Annotated in this window: 18 protein-coding genes; 14 read left to right on the forward strand and 4 right to left on the reverse strand. The window is 67.7% G+C overall.

What is annotated here, in order from left to right; genetic code table 11:
• Positions 1-129 precede the first annotated feature (129 nt).
• Positions 130-2,484: a Tex family protein gene (locus tag M1D55_RS16085; protein WP_456282581.1), complete on the reverse strand. Its 2,355-nt coding sequence runs from the start codon at positions 2,482-2,484 to the stop codon at positions 130-132.
• Positions 2,485-2,645: 161 nt separating this feature from the next.
• Here M1D55_RS16085 and M1D55_RS16090 point away from each other — a divergent pair, with 161 nt between their 5' ends.
• The 3 genes from M1D55_RS16090 to M1D55_RS16100 all read left to right on the forward strand — a co-directional run bounded on the left by M1D55_RS16090 (position 2,646) and on the right by M1D55_RS16100 (position 5,936).
• Entirely contained in the window at positions 2,646-3,452 is an 807-nt protein-coding gene (locus M1D55_RS16090; protein WP_456282582.1) for a hypothetical protein, read from the forward strand.
• A gap of 35 nt (positions 3,453-3,487) precedes the next feature.
• The gene (locus tag M1D55_RS16095) at positions 3,488-3,691 is read left to right on the forward strand and encodes a DUF465 domain-containing protein (protein ID WP_006580152.1); all 204 of its coding nucleotides are present in this window, start codon (positions 3,488-3,490) and stop codon (positions 3,689-3,691) included.
• A 70-nt stretch (positions 3,692-3,761) separates the two neighbouring features.
• A complete protein-coding gene (locus tag M1D55_RS16100; protein WP_456282717.1) occupies positions 3,762-5,936 on the forward strand; it encodes an ATP-dependent DNA helicase in 2,175 nt (724 codons plus the stop codon).
• 130 nt (positions 5,937-6,066) lie between these two features.
• On the opposite strand, the gene M1D55_RS16105 is transcribed toward M1D55_RS16100, so the two are convergent.
• Positions 6,067-6,900 (reverse strand): outer membrane protein assembly factor BamD, encoded by an 834-nt coding sequence (locus M1D55_RS16105; RefSeq protein WP_023263940.1) that lies wholly within the window; start codon positions 6,898-6,900, stop codon positions 6,067-6,069.
• Positions 6,901-6,916: 16 nt separating this feature from the next.
• Between M1D55_RS16105 and M1D55_RS16110 the strand changes: the two genes are divergently transcribed.
• Positions 6,917-8,140: an RluA family pseudouridine synthase gene (locus M1D55_RS16110; RefSeq protein WP_456282583.1), complete on the forward strand. Its 1,224-nt coding sequence runs from the start codon at positions 6,917-6,919 to the stop codon at positions 8,138-8,140.
• Entirely contained in the window at positions 8,127-8,987 is an 861-nt protein-coding gene (pgeF, locus tag M1D55_RS16115) for a peptidoglycan editing factor PgeF (RefSeq protein ID WP_456282584.1), read from the forward strand. Before M1D55_RS16110 ends, pgeF begins: the two co-directional genes overlap by 14 nt.
• Before the next feature lie 71 nt (positions 8,988-9,058).
• On the opposite strand, the gene M1D55_RS16120 is transcribed toward pgeF, so the two are convergent.
• Positions 9,059-9,295 (reverse strand): hypothetical protein, encoded by a 237-nt coding sequence (locus tag M1D55_RS16120; protein WP_006577374.1) that lies wholly within the window; start codon positions 9,293-9,295, stop codon positions 9,059-9,061.
• A gap of 312 nt (positions 9,296-9,607) precedes the next feature.
• Here M1D55_RS16120 and phaC point away from each other — a divergent pair, with 312 nt between their 5' ends.
• The 9 genes from phaC (at position 9,608) to M1D55_RS16165 (ending at position 20,386) form a co-directional block, all read left to right on the forward strand.
• Positions 9,608-11,425 carry a class I poly(R)-hydroxyalkanoic acid synthase gene (phaC, locus tag M1D55_RS16125; protein WP_456282585.1) on the forward strand — a complete coding sequence of 606 codons (1,818 nt, stop codon included), beginning with the start codon at positions 9,608-9,610 and terminating at the stop codon, positions 11,423-11,425.
• A 178-nt stretch (positions 11,426-11,603) separates the two neighbouring features.
• The gene (locus M1D55_RS16130; protein WP_456282586.1) at positions 11,604-12,782 is read left to right on the forward strand and encodes an acetyl-CoA C-acetyltransferase; all 1,179 of its coding nucleotides are present in this window, start codon (positions 11,604-11,606) and stop codon (positions 12,780-12,782) included.
• A 98-nt stretch (positions 12,783-12,880) separates the two neighbouring features.
• Positions 12,881-13,621, forward strand: coding sequence for a 3-ketoacyl-ACP reductase (locus M1D55_RS16135; RefSeq protein WP_006577377.1), 741 nt, complete (start codon positions 12,881-12,883; stop codon positions 13,619-13,621).
• Between the two features lie 433 nt (positions 13,622-14,054).
• The gene (phaR, locus tag M1D55_RS16140; RefSeq protein WP_023264416.1) at positions 14,055-14,624 is read left to right on the forward strand and encodes a polyhydroxyalkanoate synthesis repressor PhaR; all 570 of its coding nucleotides are present in this window, start codon (positions 14,055-14,057) and stop codon (positions 14,622-14,624) included.
• Between the two features lie 175 nt (positions 14,625-14,799).
• Positions 14,800-16,212 (forward strand): 30S ribosomal protein S12 methylthiotransferase RimO, encoded by a 1,413-nt coding sequence (gene rimO, locus M1D55_RS16145; protein ID WP_456282587.1) that lies wholly within the window; start codon positions 14,800-14,802, stop codon positions 16,210-16,212.
• A 132-nt stretch (positions 16,213-16,344) separates the two neighbouring features.
• Positions 16,345-17,529 (forward strand): beta-ketothiolase BktB, encoded by a 1,185-nt coding sequence (gene bktB, locus M1D55_RS16150; RefSeq protein WP_456282588.1) that lies wholly within the window; start codon positions 16,345-16,347, stop codon positions 17,527-17,529.
• A 2-nt stretch (positions 17,530-17,531) separates the two neighbouring features.
• Positions 17,532-17,909 carry a hypothetical protein gene (locus M1D55_RS16155; protein WP_456282589.1) on the forward strand — a complete coding sequence of 126 codons (378 nt, stop codon included), beginning with the start codon at positions 17,532-17,534 and terminating at the stop codon, positions 17,907-17,909.
• 133 nt (positions 17,910-18,042) lie between these two features.
• The gene (locus M1D55_RS16160) at positions 18,043-19,284 is read left to right on the forward strand and encodes a cystathionine beta-lyase (protein ID WP_456282718.1); all 1,242 of its coding nucleotides are present in this window, start codon (positions 18,043-18,045) and stop codon (positions 19,282-19,284) included.
• Between the two features lie 166 nt (positions 19,285-19,450).
• The gene (locus tag M1D55_RS16165) at positions 19,451-20,386 is read left to right on the forward strand and encodes an Rpn family recombination-promoting nuclease/putative transposase (RefSeq protein ID WP_456282590.1); all 936 of its coding nucleotides are present in this window, start codon (positions 19,451-19,453) and stop codon (positions 20,384-20,386) included.
• A 96-nt stretch (positions 20,387-20,482) separates the two neighbouring features.
• Here the strand turns inward: M1D55_RS16165 and M1D55_RS16170 are convergent, their stop codons facing one another.
• A complete protein-coding gene (locus M1D55_RS16170) occupies positions 20,483-22,717 on the reverse strand; it encodes a TonB-dependent siderophore receptor (protein ID WP_456282591.1) in 2,235 nt (744 codons plus the stop codon).
• Positions 22,718-22,885: the final 168 nt, after the last annotated feature.

Raw genomic sequence — 22,885 nt, forward strand, 5'->3', positions numbered from 1 at the left:
GCGTGCCGGAAGTCTCGACCGTACCAGCCAGGGGGATATCGAAAAACCAACGCGGGCTTTGAGATCCCGCTCGATGGCGGGCGGCACCGGGGCGGCACTGCGGCCGCCCCGGGTCGCGCCGGTCTCTGCTTACCGCTTCAGCTTGGCAAACGCCGCCGCCATCGCGCCGGCCGGTTCGGCTTCGCGCCGGCCGCCGCCCTGGAAGCCGCGGCTCGGGCGATTGCCGCCGCGCTCCTGGCGCTCGCCGCCGGCCGCGCGATTGCCGCTCTGGCCGGGCTCGTCGTCCAGGCGCATCGACAGGCCGATGCGGTTGCGCTTGACGTCGACTTCCATCACCTTGACCTTGACGATCTGGCCGGCCTTGACGACCTCGTGCGCGTCCTTGACGAACTTGTTCGACAGCGCCGAGATATGGACCAGGCCGTCCTGGTGCACGCCGATATCGACGAAGGCGCCGAAGGCGGCGACGTTGGTCACCACGCCCTCGAGCACCATGCCGGGCTGCAGGTCCTTGATGTCCTCGACGCCATCCTGGAAGGTCGCCGTCTTGAATTCCGGACGCGGGTCGCGGCCCGGCTTTTCCAGTTCGCTGAGGATGTCGCGCACGGTCGGCAGGCCGAAGGTGTCGTCGGTGAACTGCGTCGGCGACAGGCCGCGCAGCGCGTCGCGATTGCCCATCACGTCGCGCAGGTCCTTCTTGATATGGTCGAGGATGCGCTTGACGACCGGGTAGGCCTCCGGGTGGACCGACGAGCGGTCCAGCGGATTGTCGCCGTCATTGATGCGCAGGAAGCCCGCCGCCTGCTCGAAGGTCTTGTCGCCGAGGCGCGGCACCTTCTTCAGCGCGTCGCGATTGGGGAACGCGCCATTGGCATCGCGGAACTCGACGATATTGCGCGCCAGCACGCTGTTCAGGCCCGACACGCGCGCCAGCAGCGGCACGGACGCGGTATTGACGTCGACGCCCACGGCGTTCACGCAGTCCTCGACCACCGCATCGAGCGTGCGCGCCAGCTCGCGCTGGTTGACGTCGTGCTGGTACTGGCCGACGCCGATCGATTTCGGATCGATCTTGACCAGTTCGGCCAGCGGATCCTGCAGCCGGCGCGCGATCGAGACCGCGCCGCGCAGCGACACGTCCAGCTCGGGGAATTCCTTGGCCGCCAGCTCCGAGGCGGAATAGACCGAGGCGCCAGCTTCGCTGACGACGATCTTGGTCAGCTTCAGTTCGGGCGCCTGGCGCATCAGGTCCTGCACCAGCTTGTCGGTTTCGCGGCTGGCGGTGCCGTTGCCGATCGACACCAGCGAGACGCCGTGCTGCTTGGCCAGGCGCGCCAGCGTGGCCAGCGAGCCGTTCCAGTCGCGGCGCGGCTCGTGCGGGTAGATCGTCGCGGTCTCCAGCAGCTTGCCGGTGGCATCGACCACCGCGATCTTGCAGCCGGTGCGGATGCCCGGGTCGATGCCCATCACCGCCTTCGGGCCGGCCGGCGCGGCCAGCAGCAGTTCGTGCAGATTGCGGCCGAAGATCTTGATGGCCTCGCCTTCCGCGCTCTCGCGCAACTGCGTCAGCAGCTCGGTCTCCAGATGCGGCTGCACCTTGACGCGCCAGCACCAGCGGCAGACGTCGCCCAGCCACTTGTCGGCCGGGCGGTTCAGGTTCTGGATGCCGACATGGCGCGCGATCATCGCCTCGCACGGGTGCGGCACCAGCGCGTCCTGTTCCTCGCCCAGGCCGAGCTTGATCATCAGCACGCCGGCATTGCGGCCGCGGAACAGCGCCAGCGCGCGGTGCGACGGGATCGTGCGGATGGTCTCGCTGTAGTTGTAGTAGTCGCGGAACTTCTCTTCCTCGGCGGTTTCCTTGCCATCGACCACCGACGAGGTGACCACGCCGTTGGACCACAGATGCTCGCGCAGCTTGCCCAGCAGCTCGGCGGTCTCGCCGAACTGCTCCGACAGGATGTCGCGCGCGCCATCCAGCGCGGCCTTGACGTCGGGCACGCCGCCGTCGGCGGTGGGCGTGCCGTTGACGTACCTGGCCGCCTCGGCCTGGGGATCCAGCGTCGGGTCGGCCAGCAGCGCGTGCGCCAGCGGCTCCAGCCCGCATTCGCGCGCGATCTGGGCGCGGGTGCGGCGCTTGGGCTTGTAGGGCAGGTACAGGTCTTCCAGCGCCTGCTTGGTGACCGCCGCTTCGATCGCGGTGCGCAGCTCGGGGGTCAGCTTGCCTTGTTCCTCGATCGAGGCCAGGATCGCGGTGCGGCGTTCCTCCATGTCGCGCAGGTACAGTAGCCGTTCCTCGAGCGTGCGCAGCTGCGTGTCGTCGAGGTTGCCGGTGACTTCCTTGCGGTAGCGCGCGATGAACGGCACGGTGGCGCCTTCGTCGAGCAGTTCGACGGCCGCCGCCACCTGGCGGGGTTGGACGGACAGCTCGGCCGCGATGAGCGACACGATCTTTTGCGTGACGGAAGCTGGCAGGTTGGACATCGAAGAAACACTCAGTCGAAAGCGGGGCATTTTGCCACAAGCAACGGGCGCTTCCCCCGGCATGCGGTACGTACGGGTTCGATTCTGAATCGCCTTGACGGACAGGCCACACACGGGCCGCGCGTGGGCGCGGCGGCATGCCCCGATGGTAGAATCCGCCCATGAACCTCAAGCCACAACGGGCCGCTTTGCCGGCAAGTTTTCCGGCCGCCGATCGCGCGGCAACGACGGTCGCCGCCGGGCCGGCCAGGGGCCCGATGCTGGCGCTGACGCTGGCGCTGGCGTGCCTGACCGTGCCGCTGCCCGCGGCGCTGGCGCAGGGCGCGGCTGCCGCCCCGGCCGCGGCCACCTCGGGCTCCGCCGACCTGCAGCCGCCGCGCGACTTCGATGCGGAGCGCAAGGCCGTGGCCGATTCCCGGGCCTGGACCCACTACCGCTTCGCCACCGCCGAGCGCGCCTGCTACGACAAGTTCTTCGTCACCAACTGCATCGAGCGCGCCAAGGAAACCCAGCGCACCGAGCTGGCCGTGCTGCGGGAGCGCGAACTGGAGATCGGCGAGGCCGAGCGTGCCTTCAAGGCCGCGAAGCGCGATCGCGAGCAGGCGCTGCGCCAGGCCGAGTACGAGGCCAGCCAGCCGCAGCGCGCGGCCGAGGAACAGGCCAACCGCGCCGAGTTCGAGCGCAAGCAGCAGGAGCAGAAGCTGCGCGACGCGCAGCGCCAGGCCGAGGCGCCCCAACGTGCCGCCAATGCCGCCGAATACCAGCAGAAGCAGGCCGACTACGACGCGCGGATGCGCGAGGCGCGCGAACGCGGCGCCGAGCAGGCCCGCCAGCGCGCCGAGAACGTCAAGGCGTACGAGGCCAAGCAGCAGCAGGCGATCCAGCGCCAGCGCGAGGTCGAGGAGCGCCGCGCCAAGGCCAAGGAAAAGCAGGGCAGCGGCGAGTCGCCGCGGCCGTTCGGCTTCTGATGATGGACGTCGCCGGTGGGGGAGGCCAATGGACGATGGACCGCGATCTGAACACCGTCGCACGCCAGATCATCGAGCTGCAGATCGAGCACCGCGATCTGGACTATCTGATCGACCGGCTGTCCGCCGAGGCCAGCCACGATGAACTGCAATTGCGCCGGCTCAAGAAGCGCCGGCTGAAGCTGAAGGACGCCATCACGCTGCTGCAGCTGCAGCTCGAACCCGACGTTCCCGCCTGATGTCCCGGTCCGCGATGCCGCGGGCCGCCACGCCAGCGCCGCCGGCCACCGCCGGTGGCGCACCGAATTCCTGCCAGCCTTGTCCGATTCCGATCTTTCCCATCCCGGCGACGATGCCGCCGGTCCCGCCATCCAGCCGGACGCCGCTGACGCGCGCGCCGCGGCGCTGGCGCGCATCTTCGCGCCGAGCGGCACGCTGGCGCAGGCCATCCACGGCTACCGGCCGCGCGATGCGCAGGCGAAGATGGCCGCCGCGGTGGCCGATGCGATCGAGGCGAACGACACGGTAATCGTCGAGGCGGGCACCGGTACCGGCAAGACCTTTGCCTATCTGGTACCGGCGATGCTGTGGGGCGGCAAGGTGATCCTGTCGACCGGCACCAAGAACCTGCAGGACCAGCTGTTCCTGCGCGACATCCCGACCGTGCGCCGCGCGCTCAATGTGCCGGTCTCGGTCGCGCTGCTCAAGGGCCGCGCCAACTACGTCTGCCACTACCACATGGAGCGCGCGCAGATGAACGGGCGGCTGGCGTCCAAGCAGGACGCGGCGTGGCTGCGCGAGATCGCGAACTTCGCCAAGACCACGTCGTCCGGCGACAAGGCCGAGCTCGCCAGCGTGCCCGAGAACGCGCCGGTATGGCAGCTGGTGACCTCAACCCGCGACAACTGCCTGGGAACCGAATGCCCGCACCACAAGGAATGCTTCGTGATGCGGGCGCGCAAGGAAGCGCAGCAGGCCGACCTGGTGGTGGTCAACCATCATCTGTTCTTCGCCGACGTGGTGCTGCGCGATACCGGCATGGCCGAGCTGCTGCCAGCGGCGAATACGGTGATCTTCGACGAGGCGCACCAGCTGCCGGAGACCGCGACGCTGTTCTTCGGCGACAGCCTGTCGACCAGCCAGTTGCTGGAGCTGGCGCGCGATACGGTGGCCGAGGGCCTGTCGCACGCGCGCGATGCGGCCGACTGGGTTGGCATCGTCGCGCCGTTCGAGCGCGCCACGCGCGACCTGCGGCTGGCCTTCGGCAAGGACAACGTCCGCCTGGCGCTGGGACAGATCGAGGCCGATGCGCGCATCGGCGAGCCGTTCTTCGACACGCTCGATGCGCTGGAGAAGGCGTTGAGCGACGTGGTCGCGCTGCTGCAGGGGCAGGCCGAGCGCGCCGAATCGCTGGAGCAGTGCCATCGGCGCGCGCAGGAACTGGCGCAGCGGCTGGCGGCCTGGCGCGACGACAATGCGGCGCCGCAGCCGGCGGTCGATGCCGGTGGCGCCGGCGCCGAGGCAGCGCAGCCCGCGCTGGCGGCGTTGTCGGAGTCCGGCGAGGCGAGCGCCGAGTCGGCGGGCGCCGTGTCCGCCGACACCGCGCCCTCATTCCATCCGCCCGAAACGGTGCGCTGGGTCGAAGTGTTCTCGCATACCGTGCAGCTGCACCGCACGCCGCTGTCGATCGCGCCGATCTTCTCGCGCCAGCGTGCGGGACATCCGCGCGCGTGGATCTTCACGTCGGCGACGCTGTCGGTCAAAGGCAATTTCGGCCACTATGCCGCGCAGCTGGGGCTCGACAAGGACCGCTCGCTGTCGCTGCCCAGCCCCTTCGATTACGGCGAGCAGGGCCTGCTGTACGTGCCGCGCGACCTGCCGGCGCCCCAGTCGCCACAGTTCACCGACGCGGTGGTGGCGGCCGCCTTGCCGCTGATCGAGGCGGCCGGCGGGCGTACCTTCGTGCTTTGCACCACGCTGCGCGCGGTGCAGCGCGCCTCCGATCTGCTGTACGAGGCGTTCGCCGAGCGCGGGCTGCAGCTGCCGATTCTGGTGCAGGGCCAGGCCAGCCGTACCGAACTGCTCGATCGCTTCCGCGAGCTGGGCAACGCGGTGCTGGTCGGCAGCCAGAGCTTCTGGGAGGGCGTCGATGTGCGCGGCGAAGCGTTGTCGCTGGTGGTGATCGACAAGCTGCCGTTCGCGCCGCCCGACGATCCGGTGTTGGCCGCGCGGATGGAGGCGCTGCAGAAGAAGGGCCTGAGCCCGTTCGCCGTGCACCAGCTGCCGCATGCGGTGATCACGCTGAAGCAGGGCGCCGGCCGGCTGATCCGCTCCGAGACCGACCGCGGCGTGCTGGTGATCTGCGACACGCGGCTGGTCGAGAAGCCCTATGGACGGCAGATCTGGCAAAGCTTGCCTCCGTTCAAGCGCACGCGCGAGCGGGACACGGTGGTGGCGTTTCTGGAAGGGTTGAAGAAGGCGTAGCGCGACAGCGGTCCGGTGGGCCCGCGATCGCTGCCAAACAAGCCGCCAAAACAAGCCGCCAAAACAAAAAGCCCGGTTCGGTAGATCGAACCGGGCTTTTCTTATGCTTCCTATGCCTGTCGCAGTGGCATCAGAACAGCTTCCACCACGGCTTGTCCTTCTCGCGGCGCTCGCCGTACTTCATGAAGTCGCTGTTGGGGAAGTTCATCTCCATCACGCGCGCCGTGTCGTCGCGCAGGTCCTTCATGCCGAGCGCCTCGTACGAACGGATCATGATGTACAGCGCCTCTTCGTTGGCCGGCGCGCCATCGTATTCCTTCAGGGCCTGCTGCGCGCGGTTGACCGCCGCCAGATAGGCGCCGCGGCGATAGTAGTAGCGCGCCGCGTGGACCTCGTGCTGGGCCAGCGAGTTGACGATGTACTGCATCCGCGCCGCGGCGTCCGGCGTGTAGCGGCTCTCGGGGAAGCGCGTGACCAGCGTATGGAACGCGTCGTAGGCCGCGCGTGCCGCCTTCGGATCGCGCTCGCTCAGGTCCTGGCCCGAGAAGCGGCCGAGCCAGCCCAGGTTGTCGTTGAAGTTGATCAGGCCCTTCAGGTAGTAGGCGTAATCGACCGACGGATGGTTCGGGTGCAGCTGGATGAAGCGGTCGACCGAGGCCAGCGCCGCGGCGGTCTCGCCGTCCTTGTAGTTCGCGTAGGCCGTATCGATCTGCGCCTGCTGCGCGAAGCGGCCGAACGGGTAGCGGCCCTCGAGCTTTTCGTACAGCTTGACCGCGCGCGGATAGTCGCCGCTGTCGAGGGCGTCCTTGGCTTCCGAATATAATTTGTTGGCTGACCAACCCGCGGTTTCGTCGGGTTGTTCCGAGAGCAGGCCGCATGCCGACAGCATGACGCAGCCGCCCGCGAGCAGAATCGCTCCAAATCTTGCGCGCCAACTGGCGCGTCTCATGCTCATCGATTGCATGGGCAACCTATTCCGGATGAAAAAAAGCGTCAAGCATTATAGCCCAAGCCCCTCGGTCGCCAGCCCGCAAATGGCCTTCGACGGCCAGCCCGCACGCGATGCGGCGGTGGAAACCGAGCTGGAGGATTTCGACGAGCTGCCCGCGGCCGCACTTGTCGAGGCGGAAAGCGGCGCCGACATGGTCCCGCTGGTGCTGGAAGTCGACAGCGCCGCACACGGAGAACGCCTCGATAAATTACTGGCGCGGCAGTTCAGCGAATTCTCGCGCAGCCGCATCCAGCAGTGGATCGACAGCGGCGCCGTGACCGTCGACGGTGCCGTACGCCGGCCGCGCGACAGCGTGCAGATGGGGCAGCGCATCGAGGTCAGGCCGCAGGCCGCGCCCGAAACGCTGGCCTTCACGCCCGAGCCGGTGCCGCTGCAGGTCGTCTACGAAGACGCCGCGCTGCTGGTCATCGACAAGCCGGCCGGCCTGGTCGTGCATCCCGCCGCCGGCAACTGGAGCGGCACCGTGCTCAACGGACTGCTGCATCGCGACCCGGCCGCGGCGACACTGCCACGGGCGGGCATCGTCCACCGGCTCGACAAGGAGACCTCGGGCCTGATGGTGGTGGCGCGCACGCTGACGGCGCAGACCGATCTGGTGCGGCAGCTGCAGGCGCGCACCGTCAAGCGGACCTACCTGGCGCTGGTGTGGGGCGAGGCCCCCGACGAGGGCACCATCGATGCGCCGATCGGCCGCGATCCGCGCGAGCGTACCCGGATGGGCGTGGTCCATACCGCCAGCGGCAAGCCTTCGCGCACGCATTTCCGCACGCTGGGCGTGGCGCCGCTCGGACGCGGTTGCGTGTCGATGGTGATGTGCCAGCTCGAGACCGGCCGCACGCATCAGATCCGCGTGCATTTCGAATCGATCGGCCATCCGCTGCTGGGCGACCCGGTCTATCACCGCGCTACCCAGCGCGGCCAGCGTCCGGCCATCAAGGCGCCGTTGCCGGTGCCGTTCGAACGCCAGGCGCTGCATGCCTATCGGCTCGGTCTGGTGCATCCGGTCACCGGCAAGGCGATGTCGTGGCGCGCGCCGGCCCCGGACGACCTGCAGGCGTTGATCGACGCGCTGGAGTTCACCACGCTGGAAGAGCGCGATCGCTACGACGATGAGGACGATGGCGACGGTGAGGCATGGGATGGCGCCATCCTTTACGAGGGCGATGACGACGATGACGATGACCAACGTTGATGCCGGCAGGCTCTCGCAGCTGGTACCCGACTGGCCCGCGCCGGCGCGGGTACGGGCGCTGTCGACGACGCGCATCGGCGGCGTCAGCCGCGGTCCGTATGGTCTTGCCGACGGCAGCCCCGGCGGGCTCAATCTCGGTACTCATGTTGGCGACGATGCCGAAGCGGTCGCGCAGAACCGGCGGCGCCTGCAGTCCTGGCTGCCGTCGGCGCCCAGATGGCTGGAGCAGGTGCACGGCTGCGCGGTGGTGACTGACGAGGGGACCGACGGTGCCGATGACGTCGAGGATGTCGATCGCTTGGCGAACGGTGTGCCGCCGCGCGCCGATGCCAGCATCACCGCCACGCCGGGGCAGGTCTGCGCGGTGATGACGGCGGACTGCCTGCCGGTGCTGCTGTGCGATCGCGTGGGCACGGTGGTCGGTGCCGCGCACGCAGGCTGGCGCGGCCTGTGTGCCGGCGTGATCGAGGCCACGCTGGCCCGCATGGACGCGCAACGCAAGGACGCGGGATCGCCACCGCAATGGCTTGCATGGCTGGGTCCGGCGATCGGCCCGGATGCGTTCGAGGTCGGCGCCGAAGTCCGTGCGGCATTTCTCGAGCAGGCCCTGCCGCACGAGCACGATGCCGTCGTGCGAGCGTTCCGGCCGGCCGCGGCCGGGAAGTACCTCGCCGACCTGTACGCGCTGGCCCGCACCCGGCTCGCGCGCGCAGGTTGTGTCGACGTCCATGGCGGCGATGCCTGCACGGTCAGCGATCCGCAGCGCTTCTATTCGTACCGGCGCGATGGCGTGACCGGGCGGATGGCGAGCCTGGTCTGGCTGGAGCCGGCCGCGAAGGAAAGATAAGCGGTGAGCCAAGTGGCAGGGCGGCGAGGCGGTTCTGCTGCTCTATTGTCCGAACGACATGACATTTGGCTTCATGCAGCGCCGCCGTCCGGCGGCGTTGCTGCCTTCGCCTGCCGTGCCGCTTGTTCTTCTGCCTGTTCGGCGGCCCGCCGCCGCTTGCGGCGTCCCGGCGTGCCGAGAATGTAGAGCAGCAACGCGACCGGCCCGACGCCATACAGCAGGAAGGTGGCGATCGCCGCCACCACCGTGTGTTCGGTAATGGCCATCATCAGCGCGACGTAGAGCCAGCCGATCGCGACGATATACATCGGAATTTCATCCTCTTCGTGGACACTGCCGCGGCCGAACTCGGCGGTCGCGCAGCGCCTTTGCGTCAAGACGTTTCCCGCATTGACAGCGTCATCGTTGCAAGGCAACAATGCCCCGGACGGCGAGTCACTGTGCGGCCCGCAGCGCCCCGCACCACGGTATGCCGTGGAAAGCGCGCTGGCCGTCATTCGGCAAGCATACCGCACGCGCTCCGTGGCCGGAGGAGCGCGACGCGTGCCGGTTCTCCCGGAGCGAATCGCTGAACGCGTTCCGGGCCGGCTTACCATCAGACGGCAGAGAGACACGACATCATGGCGACCGGCAAAGGCGCGGCAGCTTCCGGACAGGAAGAAAAGACCACACCGTTTTCATCGACGCCGGGGCCATTCGATCCAGCGACATGGCTGGAGTGGTCCAGGCAGGTCCAGGCCAATGGCCGCGCGGCCGGCGGCATGCCGGGCGCGGAAGCGTTCGCGGCGTTGGGCGGCTTTCCCGGCGGCGCCTTTCCTGGTGCCGGATTCCCCGGCGCTGCATTTCCCGGCATCAAGATTGCCCCGGCGCAGCTCGCCGAGATCCAGCAGCGCTTCATGCAGGGTTTCACCGACCTGTGGCGCGCGATGGCGGCCGGCGACCAGCAGCAGGTGCAGCTGACCGACCGGCGCTTCGCCGGCGATGCCTGGCGCAGCAACGCGCCGTATCGCTACGCCGCGGCCTTCTATCTGCTGACCGCGCGCGCGATGAGCGAGATGGCCGATGCCGTCGAGGCCGATGCGAAGACGCGGCAGCGCATCCGCTTCGCGGTGACGCAGTGGGTCGATGCGATGTCGCCGGCCAATTTCCTCGCGACCAACCCGGAGGCGCAGCGGCGCCTGATCGAATCGAACGGCGAATCGTTGCGCGCGGGGCTGCGCAACATGCTCGAGGACCTGACGCGCGGCAAGATCTCGCAGACCGACGAGTCGGCCTTCGAAGTGGGCCGCAATGTCGCGGTCACCGAGGGCGCGGTGGTCTACGAGAACGAATACTTCCAGTTGTTGCAGTACAAGCCGCTGACCGCCAAGGTCCATGCACGGCCGCTGTTGATGGTGCCGCCGTGCATCAACAAGTACTACATCCTCGACCTGCAGCCGGAGAGCTCGCTGGTCCGCCACATCGTCGAGCAGGGCCATACCGTGTTCCTGGTGTCGTGGCGCAATCCGGATGCGAGCATGGCGGCGCGTACCTGGGACGACTATATCGAGCACGGTGCGATCCGCGCGATCGAGGTCGCGCGCGCGATCAGCGGGCAGCCGCGCATCAATGTGCTGGGCTTCTGCGTGGGCGGCACGATCGTGTCGACCGCGCTGGCGGTAATGGCAGGGCGCGGCGAACGTCCGGCGCAGAGCCTGACGCTGCTGACCACGCTGCTCGATTTCTCCGACACCGGCGTGCTCGACGTCTTCGTCGACGAAGCCCACGTGCAGTTGCGCGAAGCCACGCTCGGCGGCGCGGCTGGTGCGCCCTGCGCGTTGCTGCGCGGCATCGAGCTGGCCAACACGTTCTCGTTCCTGCGGCCGAACGACCTGGTCTGGAACTACGTGGTCGACAACTATCTGAAGGGCAACACGCCGGTGCCGTTCGACCTGCTGTTCTGGAACGGCGACGCGACCAATCTGCCGGGACCCTGGTATTGCTGGTATCTGCGCCACACCTATCTGCAGGACGAACTGAAGGTGCCCGGCAAGCTGACCGTCTGCGGCGTGCCGGTCGACCTCGGCAAGATCGACGTGCCGACCTATCTGTACGGCTCGCGCGAGGACCATATCGTGCCGTGGACCGCGGCGTATGCGTCGACGCGGCTGTTGTCCAATGACCTGCGCTTCGTGCTGGGCGCGTCCGGGCATATCGCCGGCGTCATCAATCCGCCGGCGAAGAATAAGCGCAGCCACTGGCTCAACGAAGACCTGCCCGACAGCCCGAACGACTGGCTGGCCGGCGCGACGGAGGCGCCCGGCAGCTGGTGGCCGGACTGGTTTGCCTGGCTCGGCAAGCACGCCGGCGCGAAAAAGGCGGCACCGACGCAGTACGGCAGCCGCGACTTTCCGGCCATCGAGCCGGCGCCTGGCCGCTACGTCAAGGCCAAGGCTTAGACAACCGGGGCAACGCGAGAGGGGGGAGAGCGCCGGGCTGCCAACGAGCTCAACCGTCACCGAAGGCGAACCCTTCATGGGAGACCGACCCGGCCGCTGCCTCTTCCGCACCCTCGCATCGACATCCGCATCGACAACCTGAATCCGCAGTATCCGCATTCCATTGAGAGGACTGAACATGACTGACGTTGTGATCGTATCGGCCGCGCGCACCGCGGTAGGCAAATTCGGCGGCTCGCTGGCCAAGGTGCCGGCCCCCGAGCTGGGCGCCATCGTCATCAAGGCCGCGCTCGAGCGCGCCGGCGTCAAGCCGGAGCAGGTCAGCGAAGTGATCATGGGCCAGGTGCTGACCGCCGGCTCGGGCCAGAACCCCGCGCGCCAGGCCGCGATCAAGGCCGGATTGCCGCATATGGTTCCGGCGATGACGATCAACAAGGTGTGCGGTTCGGGCCTGAAGGCCGTGATGCTGGCCGCCAATGCGATCGCCTCCGGCGATGCCGAGATCGTCGTGGCCGGCGGCCAGGAGAACATGAGCGCGGCGCCGCACGTACTGCCCGGCTCGCGCGACGGCTTCCGCATGGGCGATGCCAAGCTGATCGACACGATGATCGTCGACGGCCTGTGGGACGTCTATAACCAGTACCACATGGGCATCACCGCCGAGAACGTCGCCAAGGAATACGGTATCTCGCGCGAGGCGCAGGACGAGTTCGCGGTCAGCTCGCAGAACAAGGCCGAGGCCGCGCAGAAGGCCGGGCGCTTCGACGAGGAAATCGTTCCGGTGATGATCCCGCAGCGCAAGGGTGAACCGGTGGCGTTCGCCACCGACGAGTTCGTTCGCCACGGCGCGACGCTCCAGAGCATCGCCGGCCTGAAGCCGGCCTTCGACAAGGCAGGCACCGTGACCGCGGCCAATGCCTCGGGCATCAACGATGGCGCCGCCGCCGTGGTGGTGATGTCGGCCGCCAAGGCGCGCGAGCTGGGACTGACTCCGCTCGCCACGATCCGCGCGTTCGCCAACGCCGGCGTCGATCCGAAGGTCATGGGCATGGGCCCGGTGCCGGCCTCGCAGCGCTGCCTGTCGCGCGCCGGCTGGAGCGTGCAGGACCTGGACCTGATGGAGATCAACGAGGCGTTCGCCGCGCAAGCGCTGGCAGTGCACAAGCAGATGGGCTGGGACACCGACAAGGTCAACGTCAATGGCGGCGCGATCGCGATCGGCCATCCGATCGGCGCATCGGGCTGCCGCATTCTGGTGACGCTGCTGCACGAAATGAAGCGGCGCGATGCGAAGAAGGGCCTGGCGTCGCTGTGCATCGGCGGCGGCATGGGGGTGGCGCTCGCCGTGGAACGGTGAGGAGGGGTGGGCCGGCACGCGCGGTTTCAATGCGGACGGCATGGCGCCGTCCGACCGGCGCGCCGGCGTCGATAACAAGAATCTGATCAGGAGTGGATATGACTCAGCGCATTGCATACGTAACGGGCGGCATGGGCGGCATCGGCACCGCGATCTGCCAGCGCCTGGCCAAGGACGGCTTTCGCGTGATCGCGGGCTGCGGCCCCAACTCGCCGCGCCGTGAGCGCTGGCTGGAACAGCAGAAGGCGCTCGGCTTCGACTTCATTGCCTCCGAGGGCAACGTGGCCGACTGGGATTCGACCAAGGCGGCGTTCGACAAGGTCAAGGCGGAGGTCGGCGAGGTCGACGTGCTGATCAACAATGCGGGCATCACGCGCGACGTGGTGTTCCGCAAGATGACGCGCGCCGACTGGGACGCGGTGATCGACACCAACCTGACCTCGCTGTTCAATGTCACCAAGCAGGTGATCGACGGCATGGCGGATCGCGGCTGGGGCCGGATCATCAATATCTCGTCGGTCAACGGGCAGAAGGGGCAGTTCGGCCAGACCAACTACTCGACGGCGAAGGCCGGCCTGCACGGCTTCACGATGGCGCTGGCGCAGGAAGTCGCGACCAAGGGCGTGACGGTCAACACGGTGTCGCCCGGCTATATCGCCACCGACATGGTCAAGGCGATCCGTCAGGACGTGCTCGACAAGATCGTCGGCACGATCCCTGTCAAGCGCCTGGGCCAGCCGGAGGAGATCGCCTCGATCTGCGCCTGGCTCGCGTCGGAGGAATCCGGCTTTGCCACCGGTGCCGACTTCTCGCTGAACGGCGGCCTGCACATGGGCTGACCGAGCGGGCCGGCACCGCTCCGGCCCGCTGCCCGCCCGACGCCGACATGGCGCCGGGCGGTGCTGCGCTGCGTTGGACGCGCCGCAGCACGGTGCCGGCGCCCGCTCGCGTCGCGCGCCGATACTTCGTTTTTCCCGCTTTTACCCGGCGATTTCGCGCGTTTGCTTGCGGGTTTTCCTTAGCGCCCGCGCCTTTTCACAGTGCCTTGTTAAGCATAGAATCAGGGCATCAACGCCGCCGGCACCAATTTGGGACATCGAGAAATACGACGCGGATCGCGCCTTGGCCGGCGGATCGGCCCCGCGCCGCAAGCGTTGCCGGATTGCGCACCGCACGGCATGCGGTGCAACAGCGAACCGATCGACCGTGCCGCACGAGCACGGGCCGCGGCGTCAGCGCACCGGCAGCGGACTACAAAAGGATAGAGCACCGATGGCCACCACCAAGAAAGGCGCAGAGCGACTGATCAAGAAATATCCCAATCGCCGGCTCTACGACACGCAGACCAGCACCTATATCACCCTGGCCGATGTCAAGCAGCTCGTGATGGACAACGAGGAGTTCAAGGTCGTCGACGCCAAGTCGGGCGACGAACTGACCCGCAGCATCCTGCTGCAAATCATCCTCGAGGAAGAAACCGGTGGCGTGCCGATGTTCTCCAGCGCGATGCTGTCGCAGATCATCCGTTTCTATGGCCACGCGATGCAGGGCATGATGGGCACCTACCTGGAGAAGAACATCCAGGCCTTCATCGACATCCAGAACAAGCTGGCCGAGAACTCGAAGGGTCTGTATTCGGGCGAAGCCTTCAGCCCGGACATGTGGTCGCAATTCATGAACATGCAGGCGCCGATGATGCAGGGCATGATGAGCAACTACATCGAGCAGAGCAAGAACCTGTTCGTGCAGATGCAGGAGCAGATGCAGAACCAGGCCAAGAACATGTTCGGCAATTTCCCGTTCAACCAGCCGGACAACAACAAGAAGACCGGCCAGGGCTGAACGCCGCCTGTCGTTGAACTGCACTCGCGGCGGGCCAGAGCGCCCGCCTGCCGACGCGGTGGTCTCGGGGTAGAATCGCGGTCGTTCCGCCGCCACGGCCGTCTTCGGGATGGCAGGTCGCGGCCCAAGACCGCGCGCGCCACCAGAAGGCGCGGCCCCCCACACCGCGAAATCCATGTCGTCTCAGTCGTCCTCTCCGTCCTCGTCTCCCGCCGGCGCCGTCACTGGCGCGGCCGCCACCACGCCGAAGGTGGGCTTCGTATCACTCGGTTGCCCCAAGGCCCTCGTCGATTCCGAACAGATCATCACCCAGCTGCGTGCCGAGGGTTATGCCATCAGCGGCACCTATGACGGTGCCGATCTGGTGATCGTCAATACCTGCGGCTTTATCGACGAGGCGGTGCAGGAGAGCCTGGACGCGATCGGCGAGGCGCTGACCGAGAACGGCAAGGTCATCGTCACCGGTTGCCTTGGCGCCAAGAAGGACGCCGGTGGCAACGATATCGTCACCAGCGTGCATCCGAAGGTACTGGCCGTCACCGGCCCCCATGCGCTGGGTGAGGTCATGCAGGCGGTGCACACGCACCTGCCCAAGCCGCACGACCCCTTCGTCGATCTGGTGCCGCCCGCCGGCATCAAGCTGACGCCCAAGCACTACGCCTACCTGAAGATTTCAGAGGGCTGCAATCACCGCTGCTCGTTCTGCATCATCCCCTCGATGCGCGGCGACCTGGTGTCGCGTCCGGTCGCCGAGGTGATGCTCGAGGCCGAGAACCTGTTCAAGTCCGGCGTCAAGGAACTGCTGGTGATCTCGCAGGACACCAGCGCCTACGGCGTCGACGTCAAGTACCGCACCGGCTTCTGGAACGGCCGTCCGCTGAAGACGCGGATGACCGAACTGGTCGGCGCGCTGGGCGAACTGGCGCGCGAGTACGGTGCCTGGGTGCGGCTGCACTACGTCTATCCGTATCCGCATGTCGACGAGATCATCCCGCTGATGAACGACGGCCATGTGCTGCCGTATCTGGACGTGCCGCTGCAGCACGCGCATCCGGATGTGCTCAAGCGGATGAAGCGCCCAGCCAACGCCGAGAAGACGATGGAGCGGATCCGCGCCTGGCGCGAGATCTGCCCGGACCTGACCATCCGCAGCACCTTCATCGCCGGCTTCCCGGGCGAGACCGAGGCCGAGTTCCAGACGCTGCTCGACTTCATCGCCGAGGCCGAGCTGGATCGCGTCGGCTGCTTTGCCTATTCGCCGGTCGAGGGTGCCACCGCCAACGACCTGCCCGGCGCGCTGCCGGACGAGGTCCGCGAGGAGCGCCGTGCGCGCTTCATGGAAGTCGCCGAGGAGGTCTCGGCCCGCCGCCTGCAGCGCAAGGTCGGCCAGACGCTGCGCGTGCTGGTCGACGAAGTCAACCAGGACGGCGGCATCGGCCGCTCGGCCGCCGATGCGCCCGAGATCGACGGCCTGGTCTATATCGATCCGCCCGCGAAGCCGTACCAGCGCTACAAGACCGGCGAGTTCGTCTCGGTCCGCATTACCGGCGCCGACGGCCACGATCTGTGGGGCGAGGCGGTGGTGTAACGCTGCCGGCATGCCGGCCGGGGCCGGCCGCCGCACCGATCGCCACACTGACATTAGGTAAAAGTACGATCGTTCGGAAAATGGACCGCAGGGCTATACTTTGCGGTGCAACATTACCCAATGGAGACAGACATGACCCGTGAAGTGGTGGTGGTCAGCGGCGTACGGACCCCGATCGGAACCTTCGGCGGCAGCCTCAAGGACCTGTCGCCGACCGAGCTCGGCGCAATGGTGGTGCGCGAGGCGTTGGCCCGCGCCAGCGTGCAGGGCGACGAGGTCGGCCACGTGGTGTTCGGCAACGTGATTCAGACCGAGCCGCGCGACATGTATCTGGCGCGCGTGGCGGCGGTGGACGGCGGCGTGTCGATCGACGCCCCGGCGCTGACGGTCAACCGGCTGTGCGGCTCGGGCCTGCAGGCCATCGTCAGCGCGGCGCAGACCGTGATGCTGGGCGATGCCGATGTCGCCATCGGCGGCGGCGCCGAAAGCATGAGCCGCGCGCCGTATCTGGCGCCCGCTGCCCGCTGGGGCGCGCGCATGGGCGACGCCAAGCTGCTCGACATGATGCTCGGCGCGCTGCACGACCCCTTCCATTCGATCCACATGGGCGTGACCGCCGAGAACGTCGCGCGCGAATACGACATCAGCCGCGCGCAGCAGGACGAGGCCGCGCTGGAATCGCATCGCCGCGCGTCGGCCGCGATCCGCGAAGGGCGCTTCAAGGACCAGATCCTTCCCGTCACGCTGAAGTCGCGCAAGGGCGACGTCGTGTTCGATACCGACGAGCATGTGCGCCACGACGCCAAGGCCGAGGACATGTCCAAGCTCAAGCCGGTCTTCGTCAAGGAGAACGGCACCGTGACGGCCGGCAATGCGTCGGGCCTGAACGACGGCGCCGCAGCGGTCGTGCTGATGGAGCGCAGCGTCGCCGAGCGGCGCGGCCTGAAGCCGCTGGCGCGGCTGGTGTCGTACGGCCATGCCGGCGTCGACCCGAAGACCATGGGCATCGGCCCGGTGCCGGCCACACGCAAGGCGCTCGAGCGCGCCGGCTTGTCGGTGTCGGACCTGGACGTGATCGAGGCCAACGAGGCGTTCGCCGCGCAGGCCTGCGCGGTCAACAAGGCGCTGGGGCTGGACCCGTTGAAGGTCAATCCGAACGGCTCGGGCATTTCGCTGGGCCACCCGATCGGCGCCACCGGCGCGCTGATCACGGTCAAGGCGCTGTACGAACTGCAGCGGGTGCAAGGCCGCTATGCACTGGTGACGATGTGCATCGGCGGCGGCCAGGGCATCGCCGCGATCTTCGAGCGGATCTGACCATGGAACGGCGGCGCGGGGCAGGCTTCGTTGCAGCGATCGGCGCGGTCGTGGCGGGGGCCACGCTGGTCTCGCCGGTGCCGGCCGCCGCGGCAGGCGACACGGTCCTGTCGACCGCGTCGCCAGCTCGCGCCGGCAATGGCGATCGCAGCGGCACCGGCCATGCGCCGGCGCAACGCCACCGCGACGCCGCACGCGGCATGCCCGCCGTTCCTGCCACGCCGCCGCCCCAGCCATATCCCTCCGGCGCGCAAATGCCTGTCTACGTCGGCCCCGACGGCGTGGTCGCGGTGCCATCGATCGACATGACGCCCAATAGCGGCGTGGTCTACGGGCCGCCGCCCCCACGCTCGGGAATCGTCGAAGACCGGAAGCGCTGAGCGCGCAAGCGCTTAAGCGGGGAGGGCCGCGCAGCGGCCACCCGTTTCATGGCGGCGCGGCCGCCATTGCTGGTAAGCTCGGAGACTCTATCCGCACTCGCCAGACAAGGAATCCGCCGTGTCCGACCGTCCCCTGACCGATACGAACGCCGCTTCCCCGAACGACCACGATCCCTCCGCAACGCCCGACTGCTACGTGCAGACGCTGGCGGTGCAGCCGCCGCTGCAGGTTCCTCCCGGTTTCGCCTCCTTCTCCCAGCCGACCCAGCGCGGCTCCACCGTGGTGTTCCGCAATCTCGCCGAGTTGCGCGCGCATGGCGACGGCGCGACCACCTACTGGCGCTACGGCATCCACGCGACCCCCACCAGCGAGGCGCTGTGCCAGCATCTGGCGATGCTGGAGGGAGCCAACCACGCGCTGTTGCTGCCATCCGGTCTCGGCGCCATCTCGCTGGTCTATTTCGCATTGTTGAAGGCCGGTGACGACGTGCTGGTGCCGTACAACGTCTACGGTCCCAATCGCGAGCACGGCGAATGGCTGGCGCGCGATTTCGGCATCACGGTGCGGCCATACGACCCGATGATCGGCGCCGGCATCGCCGAGCTGATCCAGCCCAATACCCGGCTGATCTGGATGGAGGCACCGGGCTCCGTGACGATGGAGGTGCCAGACAGCGAGGCGATCGTCGCCGCCGCCAAGGCGCGCGGCGTGCTGACCGCGATCGATAACACCTGGTCGGCCGGCATCTATTTCCGACCCTTCGACAAGGGCATCGACCTGTCCGTGCAGGCGCTGACCAAGTACCAGTCCGGCGGCAGCGACGTGCTGATGGGCGCGGTGCTGTGCCGCGACGAGAAGCTCTACCAGCGCATCGCGCGCGTGCGCATGCTGATGGGCTGGGGCGTGTCGGCCGACGACTGCTACCTGGTGCTGCGCTCGCTGCCGAGCATGCCGGTGCGGCTCGCCGCCCATGACCGCGCCGCGCGCGAGGTCGCCGAGTGGCTGGCGCAGCGGCCCGAGGTGGCGAGAGTCCTGCATCCGGCCTTGCCCGACTGCCCCGGCCATGTGTTCTGGCGCCGCGATTTCTCGGGGGCCAGCGGCCTGTTCGCGGTGGTGCTGCGCGCGCGCTATCCGCGCGCCCAGGTCGATGCCTTCGTTGAAGCGCTGCGGCTGTTCTCGATCGGCTGGTCGTGGGGCGGGGCGCACAGCCTGGCCGTGCCATACCACGTGCCCACCATGCGTCCGGCGGGCAGCTGGCCGCCCGCCGGCTGGCAGGATGCCGGAGAGCTGGTGCGGCTCTATATCGGGCTCGAAGATACGCGCGATCTGATCGCGGATCTGAAGGCGGCGATGGAGGCGAAGCTGGTCGGTTGAGCGGGCCTCGTTCCGTTGCATGCAGGGTCCGGAAGCCGGATCACGCCGTGGCGAAGCTGGCTCGCCCCATCCCGTCTGCAACCTAAAGTACGGCACATCTTTTCGTCAGCACGAGGTCCCGTGCAAAGGCATTCTTTGCGGCATCTCAACAACGCTGAACGAAGCAATGGCCAGGGACTACGACGCCGGCTACAAGCTGTTGTTCGCCATGCCGGAAATGATGCGCGACCTCTTGCGCGAATTCATTCGCAGCGACTGGCTTCGCGCGCTGGACTACTCGACGCTGGAACGGGTTTCCGGCAACTACGTCGCCGACAACATGCGGCAGCGTGCCAGCGACATGGTGTGGCGTGTCGATGCCGGCGATCCATGGGGCCACCTGTACGTGCTGCTCGAATTCCAGAGCACCATCGATCGCTACATGGCGCCGCGCATGGCGACCTATACGGCTTTGCTGCACCAGGAGCTTGTTCGCGCGGGCCAGGTGTTGCCGGATCGCAGGGTGCCCGCGGCGCTGTCGATCGTCCTGTATAACGGCGATACGCCATGGAGCGCATGTACGAACATCCGCGATGTCGTTGTGTCGCTGCCCAATGGCTTGGCAGCGTGTCAATTGCACCAGCAACATACGTTGCTGGACATCAACCGATTGAGCGAAGCGCAGTTGCCCGATGACAATCTAGCGTCGCTGCTGTTTCGCATTGAGCGGGCAGCCGATTACGATACTGTCGTGTCGCTGATGATCGAATGCAGGACGCGCTTGCGGCATGAGCCGAAACTCAAGCTGGCGTTCGCCAATACCTTCGCGGCACTGCCGTGCGGCCAACGGGGCAGCGTCCTGACACCCGATCAGGTGTTTCAATTGATGGAGGTCGACATGCAAGTGGTAGGTGCCAATCTTCAACGTTTCACCCACAAGCTCCGCGAGGAGGCTCGGCAGGAAGGGGAGGCCCGCATGCTGCAAAAGCAGTTGGCCGAGCGCTTCGGCTCGCTGCACGCGTCCGTCGTGCAGCGGATCGAGATCGCGACCCCTGAAGAACTCGAGCGCTGGGGCATTCAGCTTCTGCGCGCGGAAGTGATCGAGGACGTTTTCCGGGCCTGACGCGACGCTCGCCAAGGACCAGCTCGACAACAAGGCGGACCCACCGGTCCGCCTTTCTCGTTTCAGCTTGCGTCTTGCTGCCGCGACGGCACCACGTCAGAAGCTGAACGTCGCGCTGGCCCGCACCGTACGCGGCGCGCCTTGGGTCAGGATGAAGCCGTAGCTGGGCAGCCAGTATTTCTCGTTGGTCAGGTTGTCGACCACCAGCCGGAACACCGCGGGCGTCTTGCCCAGCTTGGTCGAATAGCGGATGCCCGCATCGAAGGTGTGGTACGCCGGCACCCAGTTGCTGTTGTTCGCCTCCAGCGCCATCTTGGACACGTACTGTCCACCGGCGCTCAGCACCAGACCCGGCACGGGCGGCACCGCGTACTCGACATACGCGGTCGCCTTGAAGGTCGGCGCGCTGTAGGCGCGCTTGCCCAGCACGTCGGGCGAGGCCTCGACATTCTCCGAATCGAGCATCGTGACGCCGCCCATCAGCGTCCAGTCGCGCGCGAGCTTGCCGCGCGCCGACAGTTCGATGCCGCGATAGCGGGTCTCGCCATCCTGCGTGTAGACGTTGTCGTTGCGCAGGTAGTTCAGGCCGCGCTGGATCTGGAACAACGCCGCATGGATGGTCCAGTCCTCGAGTTCGGCCTTGGCGCCGATCTCGTACTGGCGGCTCTTGAGCGGGCCGAACACCTCGCCCGCGTTGCGCGCGGTCAGCGGCGCGGAGCCACCGGCTTCCAGCGATTCGACATAGCTGCCGTACAGCGTCAGCGGCTGCACCGGCTTGTACATCAGCGCGACGGTCGGCGTCAGCGGCGACTTCCTGTACGTGCTCGAGATCGCGCCCTCCGGCGTGTAGCCGGTCTGGTCGTAGCGGGTGTAGCGCAGGCCGGCCAGCACCGACCACTGCTCGTTGAACTTGATCGTGTCGCTGAAGAAGACCGACTTCTGCTCGATCTTCGACGCGCGGTACAACACGTCCGACGACGGTACGCGCGACAGCGGCAGGCCGGTCGGCACGAATTGGCCCGGATCGTACAGATTGCCGTAGCCGATGATGCCGCCGCCGGCAAAACTGCCCCAGTTCTGCACCAGGCTCTGCCACGACAGGCCGGCGGCGATATCGTGCTCGATGCTGCCGGTGCGGACCTTGCCGGTCGCAAGCGTCTGCGCGTGCTGATAGTGGTAGCGCGAATACGAGCTGTACTGGTTCTCGGCGTAGTTGCCGGCGTTGTCCAGCAGCAGGATCGCGCTGTCGGCGTTGCCGCGGTTCTGCTGCGTGAAGCGGTACGAGGTGCGCAGGTTCCAGTCGTCGGCGAAGCCCCAGTTCAGCTCCGTGCCGATGCTCTTGATCTCGGTCTCGTAGTACGTGCCCTTGCTCGCCACGCGCTGGCTGCCGTCGAGCGTGCGGGGCGTGTTGACGAACTCGGTCACCGGCGCGCCGAAGTCCTGGCCGGGGATGATGCCGTAGTACGCGCCCTTGACGTTGCGCTGCTGGTACAGGCCGTCGAGCGACCAGCGCAGGTTGCGGGTCAGCCTGGCGTCCAGCGCCACCGACGCGGAGTCGCGCTTGATATGGCCGCCGTCGACGAAGGTGTCGCCTTCCTCGTGCACAAAGCCGACGCGCGCGCCGAACATGTCGTTGGCGCCGAAGCGGCCGCCGACGTCGATCGACTCGCGCAGCACGCCGTCGGAGACATAGCCGAGCGTCGCGTTGCCGGCGAACTTCGAGGTGGGACGCTTGGTGACGAAGTTGGCGATGCCGCCCGGCGCGCCGAAGCCGTACATGAAGCCCCCCAAGCCCTTGAGCAGCTCGACGCGTTCGAAGTGTTCGAGCGGCACGTCGCTGCCCCAGTTCGGGATCGCGAGGCCGTCGATCTTGTAGCCCTCGAGCAGATCGAGATGCAGGCCGCGGATCGTCAAACCCGCCGACTCGCCGATATAGCCGTCGCCGATCGGCGCAACCGACGGATCGCCGCGGAACACGTCGCCCAGCGTGATCGCCTGGCGGTTCTCGATCAGCTCCTGCGGCACCACCGAGACCGAGAACGGCGTGTCCTGCAGCGGCTTGTCGCCGAGGGCGCCGGTACTGGCGTCGCGGGCGCGATAGGCGGGCTCGCTGCCGGCGGTGACGTGGACGGTCGGCAGTTCGGCCTGCGCGGTGGCGGTGGGTGCGGCGGCGGGTGTGGCGGCGGGTGTGGCGGCGGGTGCGGCCGGAGCGGAGGCGGTGGGCGTGGCGTTCTGCGCGAGCGCCGGCGTGACGCCGCCGACGGCGACGATCAGGGCCAGCTGGCGCGCCAGCGGTGTCAGCGCGGGGCGGCCGCGGCGAGGGTTGGGCATGGCTCGATTTCCTCTTCGGTGTTATGCGAACGTGTTGTGCGAACTTGTTGTGCGAACTCGTTATGCGAACGCGCACGGCTCCGCGGACGCCGCGGAGAACCGCATGCGCCTCGGAGCAGTGCAAATCGGGTGGGGGTGTGTCTTGTGGGGCCGGGACGCTGCGGAATG

The organism is Cupriavidus sp. JZ107 (assembly GCF_053903255.1).